The organism is Streptomyces sp. NPDC002779, from assembly GCF_042888685.1.
GTDB lineage: Bacteria > Actinomycetota > Actinomycetes > Streptomycetales > Streptomycetaceae > Streptomyces.
The window spans coordinates 1-19,880 of the sequence record NZ_JBIAQC010000021.1 but is presented as its reverse complement, the minus strand read 5'-3'; the positions used below and the strand labels follow the sequence as shown (position 1 = coordinate 19,880).

General features: G+C 67.8%; 13 protein-coding genes. All 13 read right to left on the bottom strand.

Annotated features, from left to right (window positions below; translation table 11 throughout):
• Window positions 1-53 precede the first annotated feature (53 nt).
• The 13 genes from ACFYW5_RS34145 to ACFYW5_RS34085 all read right to left on the bottom strand — a co-directional run bounded on the left by ACFYW5_RS34145 (window position 54) and on the right by ACFYW5_RS34085 (window position 19,224).
• Window positions 54-1,334 (bottom strand): aspartate kinase, encoded by a 1,281-nt coding sequence (locus ACFYW5_RS34145; protein ID WP_389421023.1) that lies wholly within the window; start codon window positions 1,332-1,334, stop codon window positions 54-56.
• A gap of 219 nt (window positions 1,335-1,553) precedes the next feature.
• The gene (locus ACFYW5_RS34140; RefSeq protein ID WP_389421022.1) at window positions 1,554-2,543 is read right to left on the bottom strand and encodes a transketolase family protein; all 990 of its coding nucleotides are present in this window, start codon (window positions 2,541-2,543) and stop codon (window positions 1,554-1,556) included.
• Window positions 2,540-3,364, bottom strand: a complete 825-nt coding sequence (locus ACFYW5_RS34135; protein WP_389421021.1) for a transketolase — start codon at window positions 3,362-3,364, stop codon at window positions 2,540-2,542. Before ACFYW5_RS34135 ends, ACFYW5_RS34140 begins: the two co-directional genes overlap by 4 nt.
• Before the next feature lie 275 nt (window positions 3,365-3,639).
• The gene (locus ACFYW5_RS34130; protein ID WP_389421020.1) at window positions 3,640-4,938 is read right to left on the bottom strand and encodes a hypothetical protein; all 1,299 of its coding nucleotides are present in this window, start codon (window positions 4,936-4,938) and stop codon (window positions 3,640-3,642) included.
• Between the two features lie 899 nt (window positions 4,939-5,837).
• On the bottom strand, window positions 5,838-7,343 hold the full coding sequence (locus tag ACFYW5_RS34125; RefSeq protein ID WP_389421019.1) for a vanadium-dependent haloperoxidase: 1,506 nt from the start codon (window positions 7,341-7,343) through the stop codon (window positions 5,838-5,840).
• 300 nt (window positions 7,344-7,643) lie between these two features.
• The gene (locus ACFYW5_RS34120; RefSeq protein ID WP_389421018.1) at window positions 7,644-8,513 is read right to left on the bottom strand and encodes a helix-turn-helix transcriptional regulator; all 870 of its coding nucleotides are present in this window, start codon (window positions 8,511-8,513) and stop codon (window positions 7,644-7,646) included.
• Window positions 8,514-9,633: 1,120 nt separating this feature from the next.
• Window positions 9,634-11,559 carry a helix-turn-helix domain-containing protein gene (locus ACFYW5_RS34115; protein ID WP_389421017.1) on the bottom strand — a complete coding sequence of 642 codons (1,926 nt, stop codon included), beginning with the start codon at window positions 11,557-11,559 and terminating at the stop codon, window positions 9,634-9,636.
• Between the two features lie 22 nt (window positions 11,560-11,581).
• Window positions 11,582-12,841, bottom strand: a complete 1,260-nt coding sequence (locus ACFYW5_RS34110; RefSeq protein ID WP_389421057.1) for an Nramp family divalent metal transporter — start codon at window positions 12,839-12,841, stop codon at window positions 11,582-11,584.
• 63 nt (window positions 12,842-12,904) lie between these two features.
• The gene (lhgO, locus tag ACFYW5_RS34105) at window positions 12,905-14,167 is read right to left on the bottom strand and encodes an L-2-hydroxyglutarate oxidase (protein WP_389421016.1); all 1,263 of its coding nucleotides are present in this window, start codon (window positions 14,165-14,167) and stop codon (window positions 12,905-12,907) included.
• Between the two features lie 229 nt (window positions 14,168-14,396).
• Window positions 14,397-15,674: a pyridoxal phosphate-dependent aminotransferase gene (locus ACFYW5_RS34100; RefSeq protein WP_389421056.1), complete on the bottom strand. Its 1,278-nt coding sequence runs from the start codon at window positions 15,672-15,674 to the stop codon at window positions 14,397-14,399.
• A 149-nt stretch (window positions 15,675-15,823) separates the two neighbouring features.
• Window positions 15,824-16,219, bottom strand: a complete 396-nt coding sequence (locus ACFYW5_RS34095; RefSeq protein ID WP_389421015.1) for a VOC family protein — start codon at window positions 16,217-16,219, stop codon at window positions 15,824-15,826.
• Window positions 16,220-16,267: 48 nt separating this feature from the next.
• Window positions 16,268-17,377: an Ldh family oxidoreductase gene (locus ACFYW5_RS34090; RefSeq protein ID WP_389421014.1), complete on the bottom strand. Its 1,110-nt coding sequence runs from the start codon at window positions 17,375-17,377 to the stop codon at window positions 16,268-16,270.
• Between the two features lie 1,718 nt (window positions 17,378-19,095).
• Window positions 19,096-19,224: a hypothetical protein gene (locus tag ACFYW5_RS34085; RefSeq protein ID WP_389421013.1), complete on the bottom strand. Its 129-nt coding sequence runs from the start codon at window positions 19,222-19,224 to the stop codon at window positions 19,096-19,098.
• Between the last annotated feature and the right edge of the window lie 656 nt (window positions 19,225-19,880).

The window sequence follows — 19,880 nt, the reverse complement described above, 5'->3', positions numbered from 1 at the left end:
GGAGATGTGTCGGTGTCAGGGTCGTGCGGAATTCAGTACGCGCTTCTTGGCGGTCACACCGCACTGGCGGGCTCAGCCATCTCCTCGGCGCGGTCCAGTCCGAACTCGTGGTGCAACAGCCCCACGGCCTTTTGTCCCTGAGCCTTCGTCAGCGTGACAGAGGTGCGGGTCTGTGAGATCGATACCGAATAGGGCTCGATACCGGCCTCCCCCAGGACGGTGAGCAGGCGGCCGGTGGTCTCGGGGTGGTTGAGCAACCCGGCGCCGACCAGGGAGACCTTGGCCACCGGCTCGTGGATGTCGGCTCCGTAGCCCAGCTGGGTGAGCACGTTGCGTAGCGCTCCCACGTTCTCCCGCGCCACGGTGAACTCCCAGCCATGGCCGCTGTCATGGCTTCCGGTCCGGACGAGCGCGTCCACGGCGACGGACGCTTCCGCAAGGGATGAGAACAGCTCCGCGTCGTGCCGGGTCCCGTCGTTCGAACGGATGACGACGTGGGCGGTGTCAAAATCGTGGGATATCCCTGCGACGGGCTGGTCGCTCTCGAACATTGTCCCTCCGATGCTGTCGGGAATGACGGTGGTGCCGGGCTTCTCGGTGAATGTCGACCGCACGTGGATGCTGACGTCGTTTCTGCTCGCGAGTTCGATCGCCCGCGGGTGGAGCACGCGCGCTCCGGAGAAGGCCAGCTCGGCCATGACACCGCTGCCGATCCGGGTCAGGAGCCGAGCGTCCGGGACGATCCGGGGGTCGGCGTTGTAGACGCCGTCCACGTCCGTGTAGATCTCGCAGGTCGCCGCGCCGACCGCCGCCGCAAGCGCGACGGCCGTGGTGTCGCTGCCGCCCCGGCCCAGTGTGACCACGTCACCCGAGGGGCCGATGGCCTGGAAGCCTGCGACCACCACGACCGTTCCGTCGTCCAGCGCCGCCCGGATGCGGCTCCCCTCGACATCGGCGATACGGCCGTCCCGGTGCGGGCCGGAGGCCACGAAGCCGGCCTGCGCACCGGACAGGGAATGCGCCGGTACGCCCATGTCGTTCAGGGCGAGCGCCAGCAGGGCTGCCGCCTCGATCTCCCCGGTGGCGAGAAGCTGGTCCATTTCCCGGGCGGACGGGTTCCTGACCAGTCCGTGCGCGTCCGCCACGAGTTCGTCGGTGGTGGAGCCGCGTGCGGAGACCACCACGACCACGGGGTATCCGGCACGGCGTACGCCGGCGACCCGCCGGGCGACCGCGCGGATCTGCTGGGGGGTGGTGCCGACCGAGGTGCCGCCGAACTTCAGGACCCGGATCGCTGACGCTGTCTCAGGTACGGGTGCTATCGCTCTGTGCACCGGGATTCTCCTTCCTTGTCGTGCTGTCTGGGTGGTGGAGCGGGATGTGCTGCACGTTGCGGGAGAGGGGGGTGCACCGGCCGTCGCGCTGGGACCGCGCCCGGCGGGGAGCGGCTCTCGCCGCGGTGCGCGGCGGTCGGAGCAGCCGGCGGCGTCGAGGGCCCGCCCCTGCCGGAGAGTGCTACGGCGGACAGGCGGCGTGCTGTGCGGCAGCGCCCGTCAGGCGATGGCGTCCCGTGCGACCGCGACCGCGTCGGCCGCGCTGATGCCTGCGTGGTCCAGCAGGTACTGCTCTCCCCCGACGAGGTCGAAGTGGACGTCGGGGACGCCGATCCGGCGTACCTGCGGACCCCCGGTCTCGGCCAGCACCTCGCAGACCGCGCTGCCCAGACCTCCCACGGCCCGGTGGTCCTCGAGGGTGACCACCACCTCGGCGCCGGCCGCGGCCGCCAGGAGCGTCTCCCGGTCCAGCGGCTTGACCGTGTGCATGTTCAGGTGGCCTGCGCTGATGCCCTGCGAGCCGAGCTCCCGGGCGGCCTCCGCCGCGACCAGGTTCGGATACGGGCCGGTGGCCACGAACAGCACCCGGCCGGGCTCCCGCATGACGTGGGCCCTGCCCAGCACGAAATCGGTGCGCGTCGTATGCAGCGCCGGGGTGGCAAGGCGGCCCAGTCGCAGGTAGACAGGGCCGGGTGACGCGGCCACAGCCACCGTGGCCTGGGCGGTCTCCCAGGCGTCGGCCGGTACCACCACCGTCATGTTCGGCAGCATCCGCAGGGCGCCGATGTCCTCCAGAGCATGGTGGGTCGGTCCGTAGTGGCCCGAGGAGAGGCCGCCGTGGGTGCCCACGATCTTGACCGGAAGGTTTGCTCCGGCCACGTCGATCTTGATCTGCTCGTAGGCGCGCGTGGTGACGAACGGAGACATTGCATTGGCGAACACCAGCCGGGCGGACGAGGTCATCCCGGCAGCGACGGTGATCAGATTCTGCTCGGCGATGCCGAGGTCCACGAACTGCCGGGGCAGCTCTGTCGCGAAGTGGTCCTCGTAGTCCATGTCGGTGGCCAGGCACATGAGGTCCGGGTTCTCCCGGGCCAACGCGAGCAGCGTCATGACATAGGCGTCGCGGCTCTGAATCGCCGAGCGGTTGCGCCACACGTGGTCGAGGACGTCGGCGACGGTACGGCGGACGCTGAGTGCCGTGATCATGCTGCCTCACCGTCCAGAGCCATGAGGGCCAGCCGCCGGGCGTCCGGACCAAGGGTGGCCGAGTGGCTCTTCTTGGTGTCCTGCAGGCCCGGAACCCCGCGCGCCTTGATCGTGTCGGCGATGACGGCCGTCGGCCGGCCGGGCACACCGGGATCGGTGAGAACCCTCCTGATCTGCTCATGGTCGTGGCCGTCTATGACGCGCACGTGCCAACCGAAACTGGCCCATTTGTCGGTCAGCGGCTCCAGCGACATGAGGTCGTCGGTGCGGCCGCTGATCTGCCAGCCATTACGGTCCACGATCGCGGTCAGGTTGCCGGCCCGGTGGTGGGCCGCGGCCATCGCCGCCTCCCAGTTCGAGCCTTCCTGCAGCTCCCCGTCGCCCAGGATGACGAACGCGCGGCTGTCGCGCCCGAATCGCTGCGCGGCCAGGGCGACGCCCAGGCCCAGCGAGAGCCCGTGCCCGAGCGCCCCGGTGGAGAAGTCCACTCCGGGAAGCAGCTTCATCGGATGCCCGCCCAGCCGGCTTCCCTCCTGGGCATAGGTCGCGCACTCGGACTCGGGGATCGTCCCCGTGGCGGCGAGCACCGCGTAGAGCGCGGCCGAGGCCTGCCCCTTGCTCAGGATCACGTAGTCACGGTCCGACGCGCCGTCGCCCGGCTGCCGGATCACCTCGCCGTAGAGGACGGCGAGCAGATCGGCGATCGACATGCTGCCGCCGATGTGCACACCGTTGGGCGAGCCGCTCATCTCGATGATCTTGCGACGGATCTCGACGGCGAGCCTGCCGGCCGTGGTCTCTGGTAGTGCCTGTGTGATCACTTCTGACCCTCCTGATGCTGACTGCGTGGGCTCACTGCCGAGGCGATGGGCCGGACGCTCGCCGGTTCGTACGGAAGCGTCGGGGTGCGGGGTGCGGGAGCGGACGGGCCGGCATGAGTCCCGGTACGTCCCATCGCCTCACTGCGGGGCTCGCCGTGCGCGTATGAGGCCTGTAGGGCCCTGCCCCAGATCTTGGGCGTGGTGACAAGGGCGTGGATGACGTAGCGTCCTGTGCACCAGCGCCGGAAAGGAGACAATGCGTACCTCCATGGTTTTCAGGCCGCTGTCGCGGGGATCCCGCCGAGCGGGCGCCGGCGCTGCTCGTGGAAGAAGTCCTGCTTGACCCGGTTGAGCCCCAGGCGCTCGAAGATAAGGTCGTGGTCCGTTTCGATGGACGCTCCGTTGGCCGCCACCTCGTTGAGCACGGTCTCGGCGAGCTCGCAATTGTCGGTGAGCCTGACCTCCCCCTGGCGCTCCGCGCGGGCGTTCACGGCGTAGGGGGCGTCCTCCATGCCGAAGCGCAGGACATCCACTCCGCTGTCCGGCTGCGCGGCGTAGGTCGCCAGCCGACGCAGGGCGCAGGCCGGCTGCCCGCGTCGGGCACCCACGTCCAGCAGTGCGACGTGCTCACTGGCCTGCTGCGGCAGGACCGCGGCGCCGACGGCGATCGACACGTGCCGCTTCTGCACGCCCGGTTCGGCGAGGTCGTACTCGAGGCGGCGCGCGGTGTCCACCACGTGCTTGAACTCGGCGTAGCTCTTCGGAAACGGCAGACGCGGGGAAAACCCGAACAGGAGAGTGATGTTCAGCTGACCGCTGCCGCCCAGCCGTAGCTGCGGATGCTCGACCGCGTAACGGGTCAGCGCGTAACTGCGCGGGAACTGGACCCATTCCACCTCATGGAAGAGCCTCAACTGGTTCCGGGCCTGTATCGCGCTGCGGTAGACTTCGAACTGGATCAGCGGCGACGTCCTGCCGTAGTCGGCTCCCTTGCTCGTCGAATAGGTCTCGAGGCTTGTCGCGGTGAGCCGGTCGGAAGGCTGGTAGTCCTCGACGATCTTCATGAACTGTTCGCTGTCGATGACGTCGAGATTCATCTCCCCATACAGGCGCTCCGCCTCGCACATCAGCTGGAGTTCGACGGCGGCCTGCATGGTCACGTAGTGCGCTCCGCCCAAATGGAGCGGGATGGAGCTCTGACTGATGCGCTCCCACTCGCCATATTCCTGGATGCTCTCCCTGACTTCGGGGCCGTTTCGGCTCGCACCGAAGCTGAGAATCATCTCGCTGCAGCGGTGCTGGAGCGGACGGCTGATCTGCTGGTAAATCTCGTTGTTAGTGGACTGCTCGCGAGTAATCGGGTTCCTGGCGTGATAGTGGTAGTACCTGCACCCCATTCCATAAAGGGTGTTGGCTTCGGCGAGCAATGCCATAGCAGAGTTCTTGATGGTGGCGCCCGTGCTGATCTGATCGAGTAGGACATCACCCGTTTCCCGGTGGTTGGCCGGGGTAAATTTTGCCCCGGTGGACGCACAGCCGAGTATCAGAGTTTTGTTGCGTTTCGTGGCTTCCATTTCTCCGCAGGGTCCTTACTTGCAGGGATGGAGGTGGTGCCGATCGGTGCGACCGGGTGCCGGGCGGATCTGGCCTCATGGGTGGGCGAGGCGGCGTCGCGAGCGGCCTGCCGAGGTGGCGGATCGCAGGCCGGGCAGGCTCGCGATCGGCTTCGGTGCGACAGCCTCGGGACCGGACCCGATGCGCCCGGTGCACTGCACGTGAAGTCAGCTGCACGCCTTTCCGTGACACCGGTGGGGGCGATGTTTTTCGGCCCTGGATTTTCGGCCACCGGGCGGAAGGAAATTCCATTCGGCGTGCTGCTGCTCGATGGGCCTATCCCCAGTCGTGGACTTCCTTGGAACTGGCGGCGGGGACAGTGTCGGTCTCCTGGGGCGTGGCGGGCGCCGAGTCCGCTCCGAAGAGCACGAGCGCGACCACTCCCAGCGTGGACGCAACGGCTAATCGCATGGACTTCTGAGCCGGCGCCTTGGTTGATCGAGTGGACATTCGCATTTCGACTCCCCCGTTGATGTCTGCTTTAGCGTGATCTCCTGACGAGGAAAACTCTGCCATTGCTCAAGGGGCTCATGGGCGGGGCGAATGCTCATCTTCCTGCATCGTGCACGGCCACAACGTGCACGCTCTGGCGGAATGCATGATCGACAGAGCTGGATGCCGCGCCTCACGCGCCGCTGACCTGCGCGGTCTTCCTGCGGTCGGGGTACGTAGGCAGACAGCACGATGGTGCCGGGGAGCGCGTGCTCCACGACACCAGGACGCGGCCGGCAGTGGAGGGCCTGCCGGCCGCGTCAGTCAGAGGGGCGAAGGGGGTTGATCAGAGGGTCGGACGAGGTGGGGCGGTATCAGCCGCCGCCGCGCCGTCGGCGCCCGGCCCGCGCGGGGTCGCAGTCCGTGCTCACCGGTGGGTGCCGTTGAAGTACTGCTGGGCCTCTGCCCACACATCGCGGGCGACCTCCCGGCCCTGGGCGGCAGCCGCGTGATGGTCGAAGGTCCAGTGCACGCCGCCCCAGATGCGCGAGTAGCCGATCTCCTGTGCGGCGGCACTGAACGTCGGCCACGTGAGCTTCACGTCGTTGGTGGGCATGCCCGCTTCGATGGTGGACGAGCCCGCTTTGACGAGCCCCTTGCCGCCGTAGGCGTCGGATCCGGTGAACCGCTTGAGTATCTCCGCCCCGGTCGCGGTGGAGCCGGTGTGACCGGATCCGTACGCCCCGAACGCGGGGGTCTTGAGATAGGGCTGCCACTTCGAGCCGTCAATGGTCTGGGTGCCCTTGCCGGGACCCGCGTAGCCCCGGATCTTCTTACCGGCCTCCGTGTACCGGATCATGGTGATCGGGCGGCCGTAGTCGAAGTGGACCTTGGTCTTCCAGGTGACGACGGCGGTGTCGCCTGCGGCCATGTTCAAGGCGAAGAACATCTTCACGTCGTCGTCGAGGCCGTGACGGTCCCGCTTGGACACGAACGAGGCCCACTTCTGCGGGATGGACGACGACGTCACGTCCCGGTACAGCCAGTACTCGGCGATCGCTTTCTGGCGCTCCGTCAGGTTTGCGTTGATCTGCTCCTGTTCGGCTATCGCACGCCGGGACTCCGCAGAGCCGTACTTCGGCGGCGGCGCCGGCAGATAGCTGTCGACGTCGTCGACGAGGAACGGCTTGACCGAGGCGAACTGCGGCGTGAGGAAGTGGTGTGTCATGCCGTCCACGGTGAGCGGCACCCAGTGGTTGACATCGACGATCTTGCTCTTGTCGAAGGCGGCGACATCCTGCGGCGGGTTCACCGGTTCGTAGACCCCGTCGGGTACCGCATACGGCGGGGAGGCCAGCTGTTGGGAGCCGTCGTGGTGGCGTGCCTCGAGGATGGCGTCGGTGGCCTGCAGCGCCACCGAGACCGGTGTGCCCCGATCGGCGGACTCGGCCTCCGCAGGGTCGTAGCCGAGTGCTCTGAGCTTGGCGTCGAAGGTCTCCCGCTGCTGCGGGAACAGGTCGCACAGGGCGCGGTGCGCTGCGAAGCTGACCGCCTTGCGCTTGTTGGCCCGAGTGTGCTCCCTCAGGGGACGGCGCAGGTCGTCGCCGAATCGGGTGCCCACGGCCTTGCGGTCATAGGCGGCCCAGGCGTCGTAGATCGCGTTGTGCACGATCGCCAGTGTCCGGCCACCCACCGGCGGGGGCGTGGGATGCGACGAGCCGTGGTTGTTCGTCGTCAGGGCGTCCAGTATCTGCTGGTTCCACAGCAGGACGACGTTGTCGCCGTCCTGCTCGGTGGACTGAGCCGCGCCGCTGGCGGTGCGGCTTCCAGCCGTGGCGGGATAGCCGGTGGTGGCGGTGAAGGCCAGGGCCGCGACGGCGCAGAAGACCACCGATCGTCTGATCGCGGCGGCCTGGGGGTGGAGAGGCTTCATGGGGATGTCACTGACCCTTTCTGGCGGTTGGCCGAGAGGGGAAAACCGGTAGCCGGCCACACGGTGCAGCCGTGCGCACGGGTGGCGCGACGTCCCTGGCCTCGGTGCCGCGGATGAACGTGCGGCCGGGGAGCTTCCCTCCGTCGTTTTCCGTCCTTCGGTGCTGGTGATCCGACGGTAGGACGGTGTCCCGGAGCCCAGCCGACGCCGGAGGGTCTCTGTCATCTGCGGTGTCACATGCGCCAACACCGTGTCAAGTTCCCCCGGACCTGACTTACGGAGAAGGGGTGCAGCGACCGCTCAGACCCATCCCCGCTCCCGCGCCAGAAGCGCGGCCTGGAAGCGGTTGGCGGCACCGAGACGCAGCAGGATGGAGGCCACGTGCTTGCGGTAGGTACGGACGGCGATGCCCAGATTGCGGGCGCCGATCTCGTCCTTCTCCGCGTTGCACAGGGAGTGCAGTATCTGCTGCTCCAACGGGCTGGGGAGGCTGTGCTTCAACTCGGTCTCGGTGTCCGGGAGAGCGTGGGCCGACTGCCACATCCGCTCGAAGAGGGAGACGAGAGCGGACACCAGCCCCGGATCCCGGGTGAGGATGGCACCGCGGGAGGTATTCGCCGGGTCCATCGGCGTCAGGGCGGCGGTGCGATCGCAGATGATGAGCCGCTCCAGGGGCTGATACGAGATGCGTATGTCCGCTCCCAGCGCGACCAGCTCGCGCAGATAGCTCATGGTGCCAGGATCACCGAGCGCCGAGGATCCCATGAGCGTGCGCATATGGACTTCACGCCGAAGAATTCTGGCATCCAGGGGCCGTGCGTGGCTGATGCTCTCCTCGCTGAGGATTCCGCGCGGATTGACCGTCAGGCTCTCCGTCCTGGTGAAGAAGGTCAGCTCGTCGATGGCGGCCCGAACCGCGGCCATGCCTTCGATGTGCTGGGTGGCGTCGCTCGTCTTGAGGGCGTGGAGGCTCGCCTCCACGGACTTCTCGTGCTCGGCCAGCAGCGAATCCACGATTCCGCAGCTGTCGACGGATTCCTCCAGCTCTCTGCGGAATCGACCCACATTCTTCTCCACCAGCCCCTCGACGGCCTTGGCAGGGGAGACCGGAGTGAGCCGTCCCCCGGGTGCCTCCCTGGCCAGCCCGAGTTCGGTCATGTGGTCGTACACGGCTTGCGGGTCCTGCGCGTCCTCGGCCAGGTGACTACTGAGTTCGGACAGGCCAAGACTTCCGTGCCGGAGTAACAGCCTGTACGTTTTTTCGTATTCCGGAGGCACCCCGAGAAACCTCAGGTTCACTTCTGGCACGACTCCCCCTAGCCATGACGGCCACTGTGTCCACGCGAGTGTCCGCAGCACCGTGTTCCCGTAATCCGTCAGCCGCGTTCACGCCGGCCCTCGACATGGCCGTGCACCGCAAGCCACGGTCGCCGCCCGCCTGATCGGCAGGGGCGCGCAGGGGCAGGGTGCCGGGCGGACGGTGCCGCGCGAAGTGCGGCTGGCGCTACCCCGGAGCGACACCAGACGTCGGCTGGGCGCTCGCGACGTGGAGCAGCACGGGATGGACGCAGGACAGACCGCACGAGCCATCGCCACCCCCTCGTCGCCAATCCTGACGTGCCGTGCGCTGACCGAGGTTCCAGCCTTGTCCCACCCCCGCGGCAAGGCCCTCACCCGCCTTGCCGCACCCCGGCGCCCCAGAGCCTTGAGACCAGGCGCCCGGGGCACGAACGTCTGCTGGCAGCGGACAGATCGTCAGCGCATCAGATGGTTATCGTAACGAGACGCGCTGTCAATGCCCGCCCATGGTCACAGGCTTGGAGCGACTGACAAAGGCGTAGTTTCCGCCGGTTGGTGATCAGGCCGGCAGCGCGGCCGAGGAAGACATCGTGGATGTCGTCGCGTCGTTCCCAGCGGATCCGAAGGCGGGTAACCCGTGCAGCCAGGCGATCGTCCGTTCCACCACGTTGCGGAATATGCCCAGGCCGCTGCCGTGTGGCTGGTTTCGCTCGGCGGTGACCGGGCGCGGATGCCGCGGGACCGGAGCAGGCGGCGGTACCCGTCGTGACCGTAGCCGCGATCGGCGAGGAACGCGCCGGGGTGGCGTCCGGGACGGCCGACGACGCCGACCACGACCGGGAACGTGTCCAGCAGGGGCAGCAACTGCGTCGCGCCGCCCGCGGTTTGCGCCGGGCAAGGACACTGCGAGCGGGCTCCCTTGGCCGTCGGTGAGGACGCGGTGCTCGCCAAGGTCGACCGGGCTGGGCCCGCTTGGGGGCGTCCGCCGGTATCAGTGGCGCCGGGTCGGGGCGGTTCTTCGGGCGGTCGTCACGGTATGGCGCACGCGGTGGAGCCGCAGCGCGAGCTGAACCTCCAGCAGCTGCTTGGGCTCCTGCCAGCGTTCCCCGAGGAGCCCGGTGACCCGCTCCAGTCTGCGGGTCACGGTATTGGGATGCACATGCAACGTACTCGCCGCCCGGGTGGGGCTGTTCCCATGTGCGAAGTACACCTCCAGTGTGCGCGCCAGTTCCGTGCCCTGCTGGACGTCGTAGTCGAGGAGAGGGCCGATGGTGTCCTGCACGAAGGCGGCTATGTCGGGCCGGTGGGACAGCATGAGTCCCAGAAAGCCCAGTTCACGTGCCGAGGCGGCGCCGGCGGAGTCGAGTGCGATCAGCGTCTCCGCGCAGCGATGCGCTTCCTGGTACATCGCGGGGAGGTCCCTGGCATGGCTGACGGGGCCCGCGGAGCCGACCGTCGCCGGGTGGCCGAGGATCGCGGACAGCTGTATGGCCACGGCGCGGCCGGCGGCCGCCGGGTCGGCTCCGGTCAGCAGCAAGGCGATCGAGTCCTCCCCCACACTCGCCACGCCGGCTCGCTCGCGCGCGTAGGTGGAGGCCCATATGGCGGCTCTGTCCGAGGAACCCGGCTCGAGCCTGGCTACCACGAGGACATGCGGCCTGCTCAGATCGGCCGCGAACCGATCGATGCGCGCCTCGAGCTGCTGGGGTGACATCTGCTCACCGTGGAGCAGGTCATGGAGCAGGTCGCTGTGGGTCCGACCGGCGAGCAGGCTGGTGTTGCGCTGGAGCAGGACAGCCAGGGCAACGACCTTCGCGGCCTTGGCGAGCAACTGGGACGTCCACTGGTCGGGAGGGGATGCCGCACCTAGCACGAGATAGCCGAGCAGCTCCTCGCCCGCTGCGACGGAACAGGCCCAGGTGTCCTCGGCAACCTCGACCGGTGTGCGGCCCGGTCGCATCTTCCGGGCGATCCTGCGGAACTCCGCCGGGACGAGCCCGGGGCTTGCGCCCGAAGTGAGGCCGGCTCCGGCGGGGTCACGCACCTGCACGGTGCCGCCCAGCAGCTCACCGGCCGCGTCGGCCAGGGCGTTCAGCGAGCCACCTTGCAGCACCAGATCGATCAGTCGGCCGTAGGCGACGTCCATGCGCCGTGCCGCGGCCACCTGGGCGTCCGACTGGGAGGCACGGAGTGTGATCTCCTCCAGCCTCCGGTGGGCGAGATGGGCGAGCCGGGTCTTCTCCGTGACGACCACGGCCAGGTCTGCCAGTGAGGACATCAAAGCGATCTCGTCTGGTGTGAACTGGCGGACCCGTCGCTGCCCCCCGTAGAGCACGCCGAGTGATGCGCCGCCGTTGCGCATGGGCACGGCGAGTACGGCACGCAGGTCCTCGGCCCGCACCGCGCCCTCGGCGCCGGCCGCTCGAGGGAACCGCGGGTCGTTGAGGTAATCGTCGGTCCACGCGGGGCCCTCGTGCGCGACGGCCAGGGCCCCGATGCCGGCCGCCAGCACCTCGGCCCCCGCACCGTGCATGGCGGTATGGCCGTCGGAGGCGCGCATCACGAGCGGGCCCGCGTCCTCGTCATGGAGCGCCACCCAGGACATGTCGAGGTTCAGCAAGAAGCGCGCCCGGCGCACGATGATGCTGAGCAGGGCATCCAGGCCGTGCGGCGCCGCCAGATCCTGGGTGGTGTCCAGCAGCATCAGTAGACCAGTGCTGCGCCTGCGGTACAGGGAGATCTCCTCCCTGACCTCCAAGGCCAGGTCTCTGGCCTGTTCCACGAGGGCGAGCCGGGCCGGGTCCGGGTCCGCGGCACGAGCCCGTTCCGCCAGTTCCTGGATGGATTCCCTCGATCCCTGTCTCGCCAGCAGCTCGAGGAAGCCGACAAGCTCGTACGACGCGCTGCGCTCCTGCATGTCCTACCCCCTCGTATGGATGTCAGCTGAGCAGTGTCTGCGCGATCAGATAGAAGTTCAGAATGATCACGAGAACTGCGATGGCGGACGTCACCGTCGTGGTGAGCGGTCGGTTGGTGAGCGGGCCCATGACGCTGCGGTCGCGGGTGAGGAGGATCAGCGGCACAAGGGCGAAAGGTATGCCGAAGGACAGGACGACCTGAGACCAGACCAGCGCCCTCGTGGGGTCGACGCCCATGAAGAGGATCGCCATGGCCGGCAGGAGGGTGATGGCGCGGCGCAGGGTGAGCGGCAGGGTGACGTTGATGAACCCGGCCATAATTCGCTGTCCGGCGTAAGTGCCGACGGACGAGGAGGCGAAGCCCGAGGCCAGCAGGGCGATGGCGAAGGCGAGCGCGGCGCCCTGGCCGAGCATGTCGCCCAGTCCGGAGTGGACGTCTTCGAGGGAGTCCGCGGGCTTGCCCGTCGGGTGGAAGAGCTGCGCGGCGATGATGAGCATGGTCGCGTTCACCAGTCCGGCGATCCCCAGACCGACCGCCACGTCGCGCTGGACATAGCGCAGCAGAGAGCGGGCGTCCCTCACGCCGTCCGCTGGGCCAAGGCTGCGGATGTGTGTGCTGGTGAGGCTCGAGTGCAGATAGATGACATGGGGCATCACGGTGGCTCCGAGGATTCCCGTGGCCAGCAGGACGCTTTCCGTGCCCGCGAATTGCGGAACAGTTCCGCCCGCGATCCCCGACATGTCCGCACCGGCCAGCACGGTGTTGAAGAGGAATCCCATGGTGATCACGATCAGGAGCCCGGCCACCGCAATCTCGTATCTGCGGTACCCCCGCGTCTCCAGGCCCAGCAGAGCGAACGCGGCGATTCCGGTGATCACCCCGCCGACGGGCAGAGGTATCCCGAACAGCAGGTACAGCGCGATCGCCCCGCCGATCACTTCAGCGAGGTCAGTGGCGATCGCGACCAGTTCCGCCTGCACCCACAGGCCGCGCACCACCGGCCGGGGAAAGCGTTGTCGGCACATCTGTGGAAGGTCGCGTCCCGTGGCCAAGCCGAGTTTGGCGGAGAGCAGTTGCACCAGCAGAGCCATGAGATTGCCCGCAATGATGACCCACAGCAGCAGATAGCCGAAATGCGAGCCTGCGGAGAAATTGGTGGCGAAGTTTCCCGGGTCCACGTAGGCGATGGCAGCCACGAAGGCGGGGCCGTACATCACCGTCGCCCGACGCGGCGACCGGTCACGGATGCGGGACGGCCTGGTACCCGAGGGAGTGGTCATGGTCACGGTGGGGTTCACCTCGAACTTCGATACGAGTCGGGAAAGGGCTGACGCTGCGTTCCCTCAGTGCTCCAGCACCTGGTCCGCGATGTGCCGAGCGACCTCGAGCGCCGCGGTCGCGGCGGGGGACGGGGCGTTGAGTACATGAATCTGGCCGGCGGCACGCACCTGGAGGAAGTCGTCGACGAGCGTGCCGTCCGGGTGGAGGGCCTGGGCGCGGACTCCGGCGCCGGCCCGGACGATGTCCGTCGCCTCGATCTCAGGCACGAGACGGGCGAGGCTGTGGGCGAAGCGACGTCGGGACAGCGACCGAAGCACTTCCTCGACCGCGGTCCGCCGATACCGCTTCGCGAGCCGCCAGAGTCCGGGATAAGCCGCGGCGGACGCCAGGTCGGGGAGGGAGATGTCCCGCCAGCGGTAGCCCTCGCGGCGCAGCGCGAGGACAGCGTTCGGTCCGGCGTGGACGGTGCCGTCCAGCATGCGTGTCAGGTGTACCCCGAGGAAGGGCAGCGTCGGGTCGGGCACGGGGTAGACGAGTCCGCGCACAAGGTGCTGGGCGCTGGGCCGCAGCTGGTAGTACTCCCCCCGGAACGGAACGATCCGCGTCGGCGGCCGCAGGCCCGCCAGCCGGGCGACCCGGTCAGCGTGCAGTCCTGCGCAATTCACCAGCCAGTCTGCGGTGACCGTGCCTTTCGGGGTACTCACTTGCACACCGCTGCCGTACCGACGGATCTCCAGGGCGGGGCTCTCCAGCCGCAGATCCGCGCCCGCGCGGGTCAGCTCACCGACCATCAGCTCGCATACCGCCGGGAAGTCGACCACGGCGGTGGACCCGACGTGCAGCGCTTTGACGCACCTGACGTGCGGCTCCAGCTCGGCGGCTTCCTGGGGCCCGATCAGCCGTGCCGGCACGCCGTTGGCCGTCGCGCGCGCGGCCAGCTTCTCCAAGGCGGGGAGTTCGTGGGGCACGGCGGCCACAATGAGCTTGCCGCACACATTGACCGCCGCTCCGCCCTGCTTGGCATAGGCCACCATCGACCGGTTGCCCGCTACCGCCAGTCGCGCCTTCTCTGACCCGGGCGGATAGTAGACACCTGCGTGCGCCACCTGGGAATTGTGGCCGGTCTGATGTGTCGCCCAGCGGTCCTCCTTCTCCAGGACGGTGATGCGCGCTTCGCGGGCGGCAAGTTCACGGGCGACGGCGAGGCCGACGATGCCTCCGCCGACGACCACGACATGCGGTCGCGCCGGGCGCAGCAGAGGCGAGGTCCTGGCCCCGGTCGCAGGCTGCCCGTTGACGGTGGGCAGTTCGGCAGGTGAGTCCATGATTGATGTCCAGCTCCACAAGACGAGGGTGGATGTGCTCACAAGGGGGTGGGGCGGACTGTCTGACGACCGTCTTCGGCCTCCGCGGGTGCTCAGGGGAGTACGTCGGACGTGAACCGGTGCGCACCGGCGCTGGTGGCGAGAGCAAGGACCAGCCGCATCCCCAGCCGGGCCAGGGTGTGCGAAGCCCGCAGCCGTCAGCTGCTCAGCAGCGAGGGATCTCGACTTCTCAGCCTCCGGGGTTCTGCAGAAATCTCCGGATCCGGCTGACGCCCTCGGCGAGGTCACCGTCGCCCAGTGCATAGGACAGACGCAGATAGCCAGGGGTGCCGAACGCCTCGCCCGGGACGACGGCCACTTCTGCCTCCTCGAGGAGCAACCTGGCCAGTTCGAGGCTCGTGCCGATGAGCCGGCCGCCCGCCATCCGGCCGAGCAGGCCCTTGACCGAGGCGTAGACGTAGAACGCGCCGTCCGGTTCCGGGCAGTCGACACCGTCGATCTCGTTGAGCATCCGCACCATCGTCTTCCGCCGCCGGTCCAGGGCGGTACGCATGGCGGAGACCGCGTGCAGATCGCCGGATACGGCGGCGAGGCTCGCGGCCTGGGCGACGTTGCAGACGTTCGACGTGGCATGGGACTGCAGAGTCGTCATCGCCGTGATGATGTCGGGTGGGGCGATGGCCCAGCCCACCCGCCAACCGGGCATGGCGTACGACTTCGCCACCCCGTTGACCACGACGCAGCGGTCGGCGGCCGCCGGGACCACGACCGGCAGGGAGTGGAACCGCGCATCGCCGTAGACCATGTGCTCGTACATCTCGTCCGAGATCACCCAGAGGTCGTGCGCGACGGCCCACTCCCCGATGGCCTCGATCTCTTCCCGCGAGTAGACCGCTCCCGTCGGGTTGGCCGGGGAGGAGAAGACCAGCATCGTGGTCTTCGAAGTGCAGGCCCGCTCAAGGTCTGCGACCGAGACCCGGTAGCCGGTGGACTCGTCGGCGAACACCGGAACGGGCCTCCCCCCGGCCAGTCCGATCGCTTCGGGGTAGGTAGGCCAGTACGGAGCCGGGAGGATCACTTCATCGCCCGGGTCGAGCAGGGCGGCGAACGCCTCGAACAGTGCCTGCTTGCCCCCGTTGGTCACGATGATCTGCGAGGGGTCGACGGCCAGTCCGGAGTCCCGGAGAGTCTTCTCGGCGATCGCCTCCTTGAGCTCGGGCAGGCCACCGGAAGCCGAGTACCGGTGGTGCCGCGGGTCGAGGCATGCCTCCGTAGCAGCCTTTACGACATACGCCGGCGTGGGGAAGTCCGGCTCCCCCGAGCCGAATATGATCACTGGTCGGCCGGTCCGCTTGAGTGCTTTCGCTCGGGCGTCTATGGCGAGGGTGGCCGACTCCGCGAGCGAAGCGACCCGTTCGGATACGCGCTTCCGGGGGTCTGGTCGAGCGCCTGTGCTCTGTCCCCCGTGGTAGGCGGCGCCTCGCGTTCGCGGAGTGCTTGCGGTGATCGCCGTCAGATGCTGCTGCACAGTCCCTTCCACCTTCTCCGGATCGGCTGTGAGATAAGGCTGGTCAATGGTGCTCCGTACCGGCCGGCGTGTGAGGCGACGGTCTTCCGCGCCTCTTCCACGCCGGCCGGTCGGTCATGTCGCCGGGGTCAGCGCTCGATGTGGTTACTGAGCTCCAGCAGGTTGCCGTCAGGGTCGCGCACGTACACGCTGTTGATCGGCCCCAGCACACCGACCCGCTCAACCGGCCCGGATTCGATCACCGCGCCCTCTGTCTGCAGATGCGCAATCACCTCTTCGATGGGATCGGACACCATGAAGCAGAGGTGCTCGGTGCCGGGGCCGGGGTTCTGGGCGTGCGGCGCGATCTCCTTGCCGACCTCGTGCAGGTTGATCTTGGTGTCGCCGAACCGCAGGGCCTTGCGGTTGTTGACGAGCATGCTGAAGGTGATGACTTCCATGCCGAGCACGCGGCTGTAGAAGTCCACCGTGGCATCGATGTCGTTGACGGTGAGGACGGTGTGGTCGAGGCGCTGGTACTTCATGATGGGTATTCCTCCGGGAGTGGTTGGCTGCAAGCGGTGGTCGGTAAGTCAGGCAGGGCAGGCGGAAGAGAGCCGGTCGAGTCCGACTGCGGAGGCAAGGTCGTCCAGGTCGGTGATGACGGATTCCAGCAGCGGGACACCGTGCGTCCTGCGGGATTGGGTGAGCAGGTGCCGACGGTCCCCCGGGATGCGTACGGGAGCCTCGGGGTCCACGGGAGTTCCATTCCTGACCTCGTGGGCCAGCTGGTCGATCTCGGCGCGGATGTGCTCCGGATCGCCGAGAGCCTCCAGGCTCAGGCAGAACACGTAGTGGCCGAGGCCCCCCTCGCCGCCCCGATAGGTGTGCCGGCTCCACTGTGCTCCGGCCAGGGGGCCGCACAGCAGCTCGGTGAAGAGGGACAGCGCTGAGCCCTTGTGCCCGCCGTGGGTCTTGTCGCCGCCACCGAGCGGCAGCAGCGCATAACCTTTGCGGTGGATCAGCCCGTGCACCGTTTCGGGGATGTCGGTAGTGGGCCGCCCGTCCGGCCCCAATGCCCAACCGGGTGGCATCGGTTGTCCGAGGCGGTCCAGCTGCTCGATCTTGCCGCGCGAGACAGTGCTGGTAGCGCCGTCAAAACACAGGACGCCTTCGATGCCGGGCACTGCGTAGCAAAAGGGGTTGGTGCCGAACATGGGCTCGTTGGTGCCCATGGGGGCCACTTGGGGGACCGCGTTGGTGCCGACGATCGCCAGCATGCCCACTTGCGCAGCACGCTCGGCGAACCAGCCCGCTATCCCCATGTGGTTGGATCGCCGGACCATCACAGCAGAGGTGCCGTTCCGGCACGCCCGGTCCACCGCAAGGTCGACGGCGGCGGACAGAGCCGGCTGCCCCAGGCCGTTCTGCGCATCCAGCACGCAGACGCTTCCGTTGGAGAGAACGAGCTCGGGCACGGCGTGGCGGTTGATCTCGCCGCTGCGCAGTCCCTCCACGTAGCGCCGCAGGCGGGCGACACCATGGCTTTCAACGCCTCCCAGATCCGCGGCGACCAGGACCTCAGCCGTGAGCGCGGCGTCGCATGTCCGGGCTCCCGCGGCGCGCAGCGCCTCGGCGGTGAAGCTGGTCAGTTCGGCAGCGTCGATCAGCCGCCGGGGCCTGTCGTTCCCGGCCAGTGCCACGGTGAAAATCCTTTCTGTCTGAGGTACCGCCCTTGGCGGAACTGAGCGAGGCGGTCGTCACCCACCGCGATGCCGAGAGGCAGCTGTTCTTGGGCAGGGAAAATCAGCCGGGGGTTCCCGACAGGTTCGTTCCGGGGTGAAGGAGGCGGGCTCGCGCTCGTACGGAGCCGGCTCTGCTCCGCGCAGACAGCCGGCCTCGCCGACTTCCCGCGCAACTGCTGATGAACACAGGGCTCAGCTGATGTGGTTGCCGAGGTGTGACTCCGGCCGCGGGGTCACGCCGAGCCCGACGGTGTGCGGGTGAGGTGCCAGGACCTGATTACAGTGTCCTGTCGGCCTGGCGGGCCGGGGCCGCGTCTCGAACCCAACCGCGCAGTGCGGGTGTGGCAAGGGCGGCATCCACCTGCTGCGCCACCTCGTGGGAGGAGAGTTCCTCGTCCGGAGTGATGGCCAGGGCGACTGTGTTGCCTGCGCAGCTGATCAAGGAGGCGGACCACTGGTCGGGCAAACTGGTAATCAGCCTCAGTGCCGCAGTTTCAGGGGCGGCTCCGGGAGGTCCGGTGAACTGCACATGGAATCTGATGGACACAGAATTCCTTTCTGTTTCACCAGTCGGAGGCGCTGGTTATCAACCTTGGGGGGCGGCCTTCGGGAAAGCGAATTCCCTGCGGTATGCCGCGCCGCAGGTGGACTCAGCCCCAGTCGTGAACCTCCTCCGTGCTGATGACAGACGTGGTGAGGTCCGCGCTCTCCGGTGTGCCGGCGTGGGCGGAAGTCGTTCCGAAGAGTACGAGGGCGGCGCCGCCCAATGTCGAAGCAATGATGATCCGAAAGGACTGGCGGCTGATTCTGTCGGCCGATCGGGGCTTGATTCGCATTTTCAACTCCGGCTTTATCGCTGTTGTCTGATCTCCTGTCGAGGAAAACTCTGCCATCACTCAAGAGGCTGTCGGAGCTGCAGGAAGCTCATCTTCCTGCAGCGCTTGCGACCACAACGTGCACGCTGGTTACCGCGTGGTCCGAGGCCGGTCCCGTGTCTCGAGTAACACACAAACCAGGGGGCAGCCGCAGCGACGTCAAGTCGATGGGAGGACCGCTGGTGTTGGCGTCGCCGCTCAGGACGGCTCCGCGGCGCGGCGACAGGAGCGAGTCACGCGCACGGCTCGGGGAACGTCCGCCGACGACCGCGTTCCCGCTGCTCAGCGGGCATGCCAGCGCAGCATTGGCATCGTGTTCCCGGGCTCGTCCATACTCTGCGTGACGCCACGGGTGTACCCGACTCCCCCGTCGCGCAGCCGCTGACCTCGCCATGCACGAGGGCAGTTCTCCTCGGAGCCCTCGGTGGCGGGCATTGGTGGGGTGGCAAGGATCATTGCGGTGCCGCCGATGATGGCGTCCCGCTGTGTGGGTAGCTGATCAAGGTTGAGTGTGCGCGGGCTTGCTCCCAGGGCGCACATCCGCGAGAGACTTCTGCTCCCGCGCATGAGGCAGCCACCGTGCAACTCTTCGTCGCAAGCGGGCAGTTCTACGCATGAGGTGCGCGGTGGCCTTGGCCCGGTCTGACTTACTTCCGCGTGTTGGCGTCACTACGTTCGGCGGACGGACTCGAACGCGTGCGGAGCGTGGCCCAGCGGATGCTGAGGAGCCGATCGAGTCCGAGGCCGCGGCCCGGATCGGCGCCGAGTGGAACGAGCACACCGACGCCCGGCGGAGTCGCCTCAGCTCTTCCTGCTGGCGGTGGTCAGCCAGTCGTCGCGTTCGCCAGCGTCCGCCTCGGCCTGGCGGACCCAGCCGCGCAGAGCCTCTTTGCGGATGCCCAGGTCCTTGCGAGATGCGCGATCGGACACCGGTGATGCGGACCTCACGGACGGCCCGCTCGCGGATCTCGTCCGGGTACTTACGTGCTGGCACTGCTCGCGGTTCTCCTTCGGGCCAGGATCATGAGCCTGACTTCAGGAACTCCACCGAACCGGGGCCAACTCAGCACCACCTCCGGATCCAACGCACTACCGGTAGCTGCTACAAGCGGGCATCCCCTGAAAAAAACTCTAACCACACCCCGAACCGGGTGTGGAACATCAAGTCGCAAGGACGCAAGGGAGCATGCTCACCATGTGTCTGCTCACACTGGACGCGACCCTCTGCCTCCCCGACAGCACGTCCCTCGACCTGGCAATCGCCCCCGTTGTGCTTTCCCCTGTCACCCATACTTCAGCAGCCTAAGTGCTGCAAGCGGCCTTGTGGGCTTGCTTTGCACAAGAAACCGAGTCTTCTGCGACTTTCGCAGGTGTTGATCTTTTCGGTGATCTGTCACGGTGCTGCGGTCGTAGGGCCTTCCCCCGTGAAGGTGGGCACGCGGTTATTGATGACGCGGCGAGTGTGAGTTTAGCGGTGTGGTATCGGTGTTCTGAGGTTCCCCCGTCATGCGGGAGGTGCTGATCAGCTGGTCAGCAGGGGTTGATGGGTGTTCAGATTCGTTGGTTCGGCTGTCGCCTGCTCGGCG

Bases quoted from the DNA above. Each gene is read 5' to 3' on its own strand.
- ACFYW5_RS34115 (WP_389421017.1), bottom strand. From the start codon at position 11,559: ATGCAGGAGCGCAGCGCGTCGTACGAGCTTGTCGGCTTCCTCGAGCTG.
- ACFYW5_RS34125 (WP_389421019.1), bottom strand. From the start codon at position 7,343: ATGAAGCCTCTCCACCCCCAGGCCGCCGCGATCAGACGATCGGTGGTC.
- ACFYW5_RS34130 (WP_389421020.1), bottom strand. From the start codon at position 4,938: ATGGAAGCCACGAAACGCAACAAAACTCTGATACTCGGCTGTGCGTCC.
- ACFYW5_RS34140 (WP_389421022.1), bottom strand. From the start codon at position 2,543: ATGATCACGGCACTCAGCGTCCGCCGTACCGTCGCCGACGTCCTCGAC.
- ACFYW5_RS34095 (WP_389421015.1), bottom strand. From the start codon at position 16,219: ATGAAGTACCAGCGCCTCGACCACACCGTCCTCACCGTCAACGACATC.
- lhgO (WP_389421016.1), bottom strand. From the start codon at position 14,167: ATGGACTCACCTGCCGAACTGCCCACCGTCAACGGGCAGCCTGCGACC.
- ACFYW5_RS34110 (WP_389421057.1), bottom strand. From the start codon at position 12,841: ATGACCACTCCCTCGGGTACCAGGCCGTCCCGCATCCGTGACCGGTCG.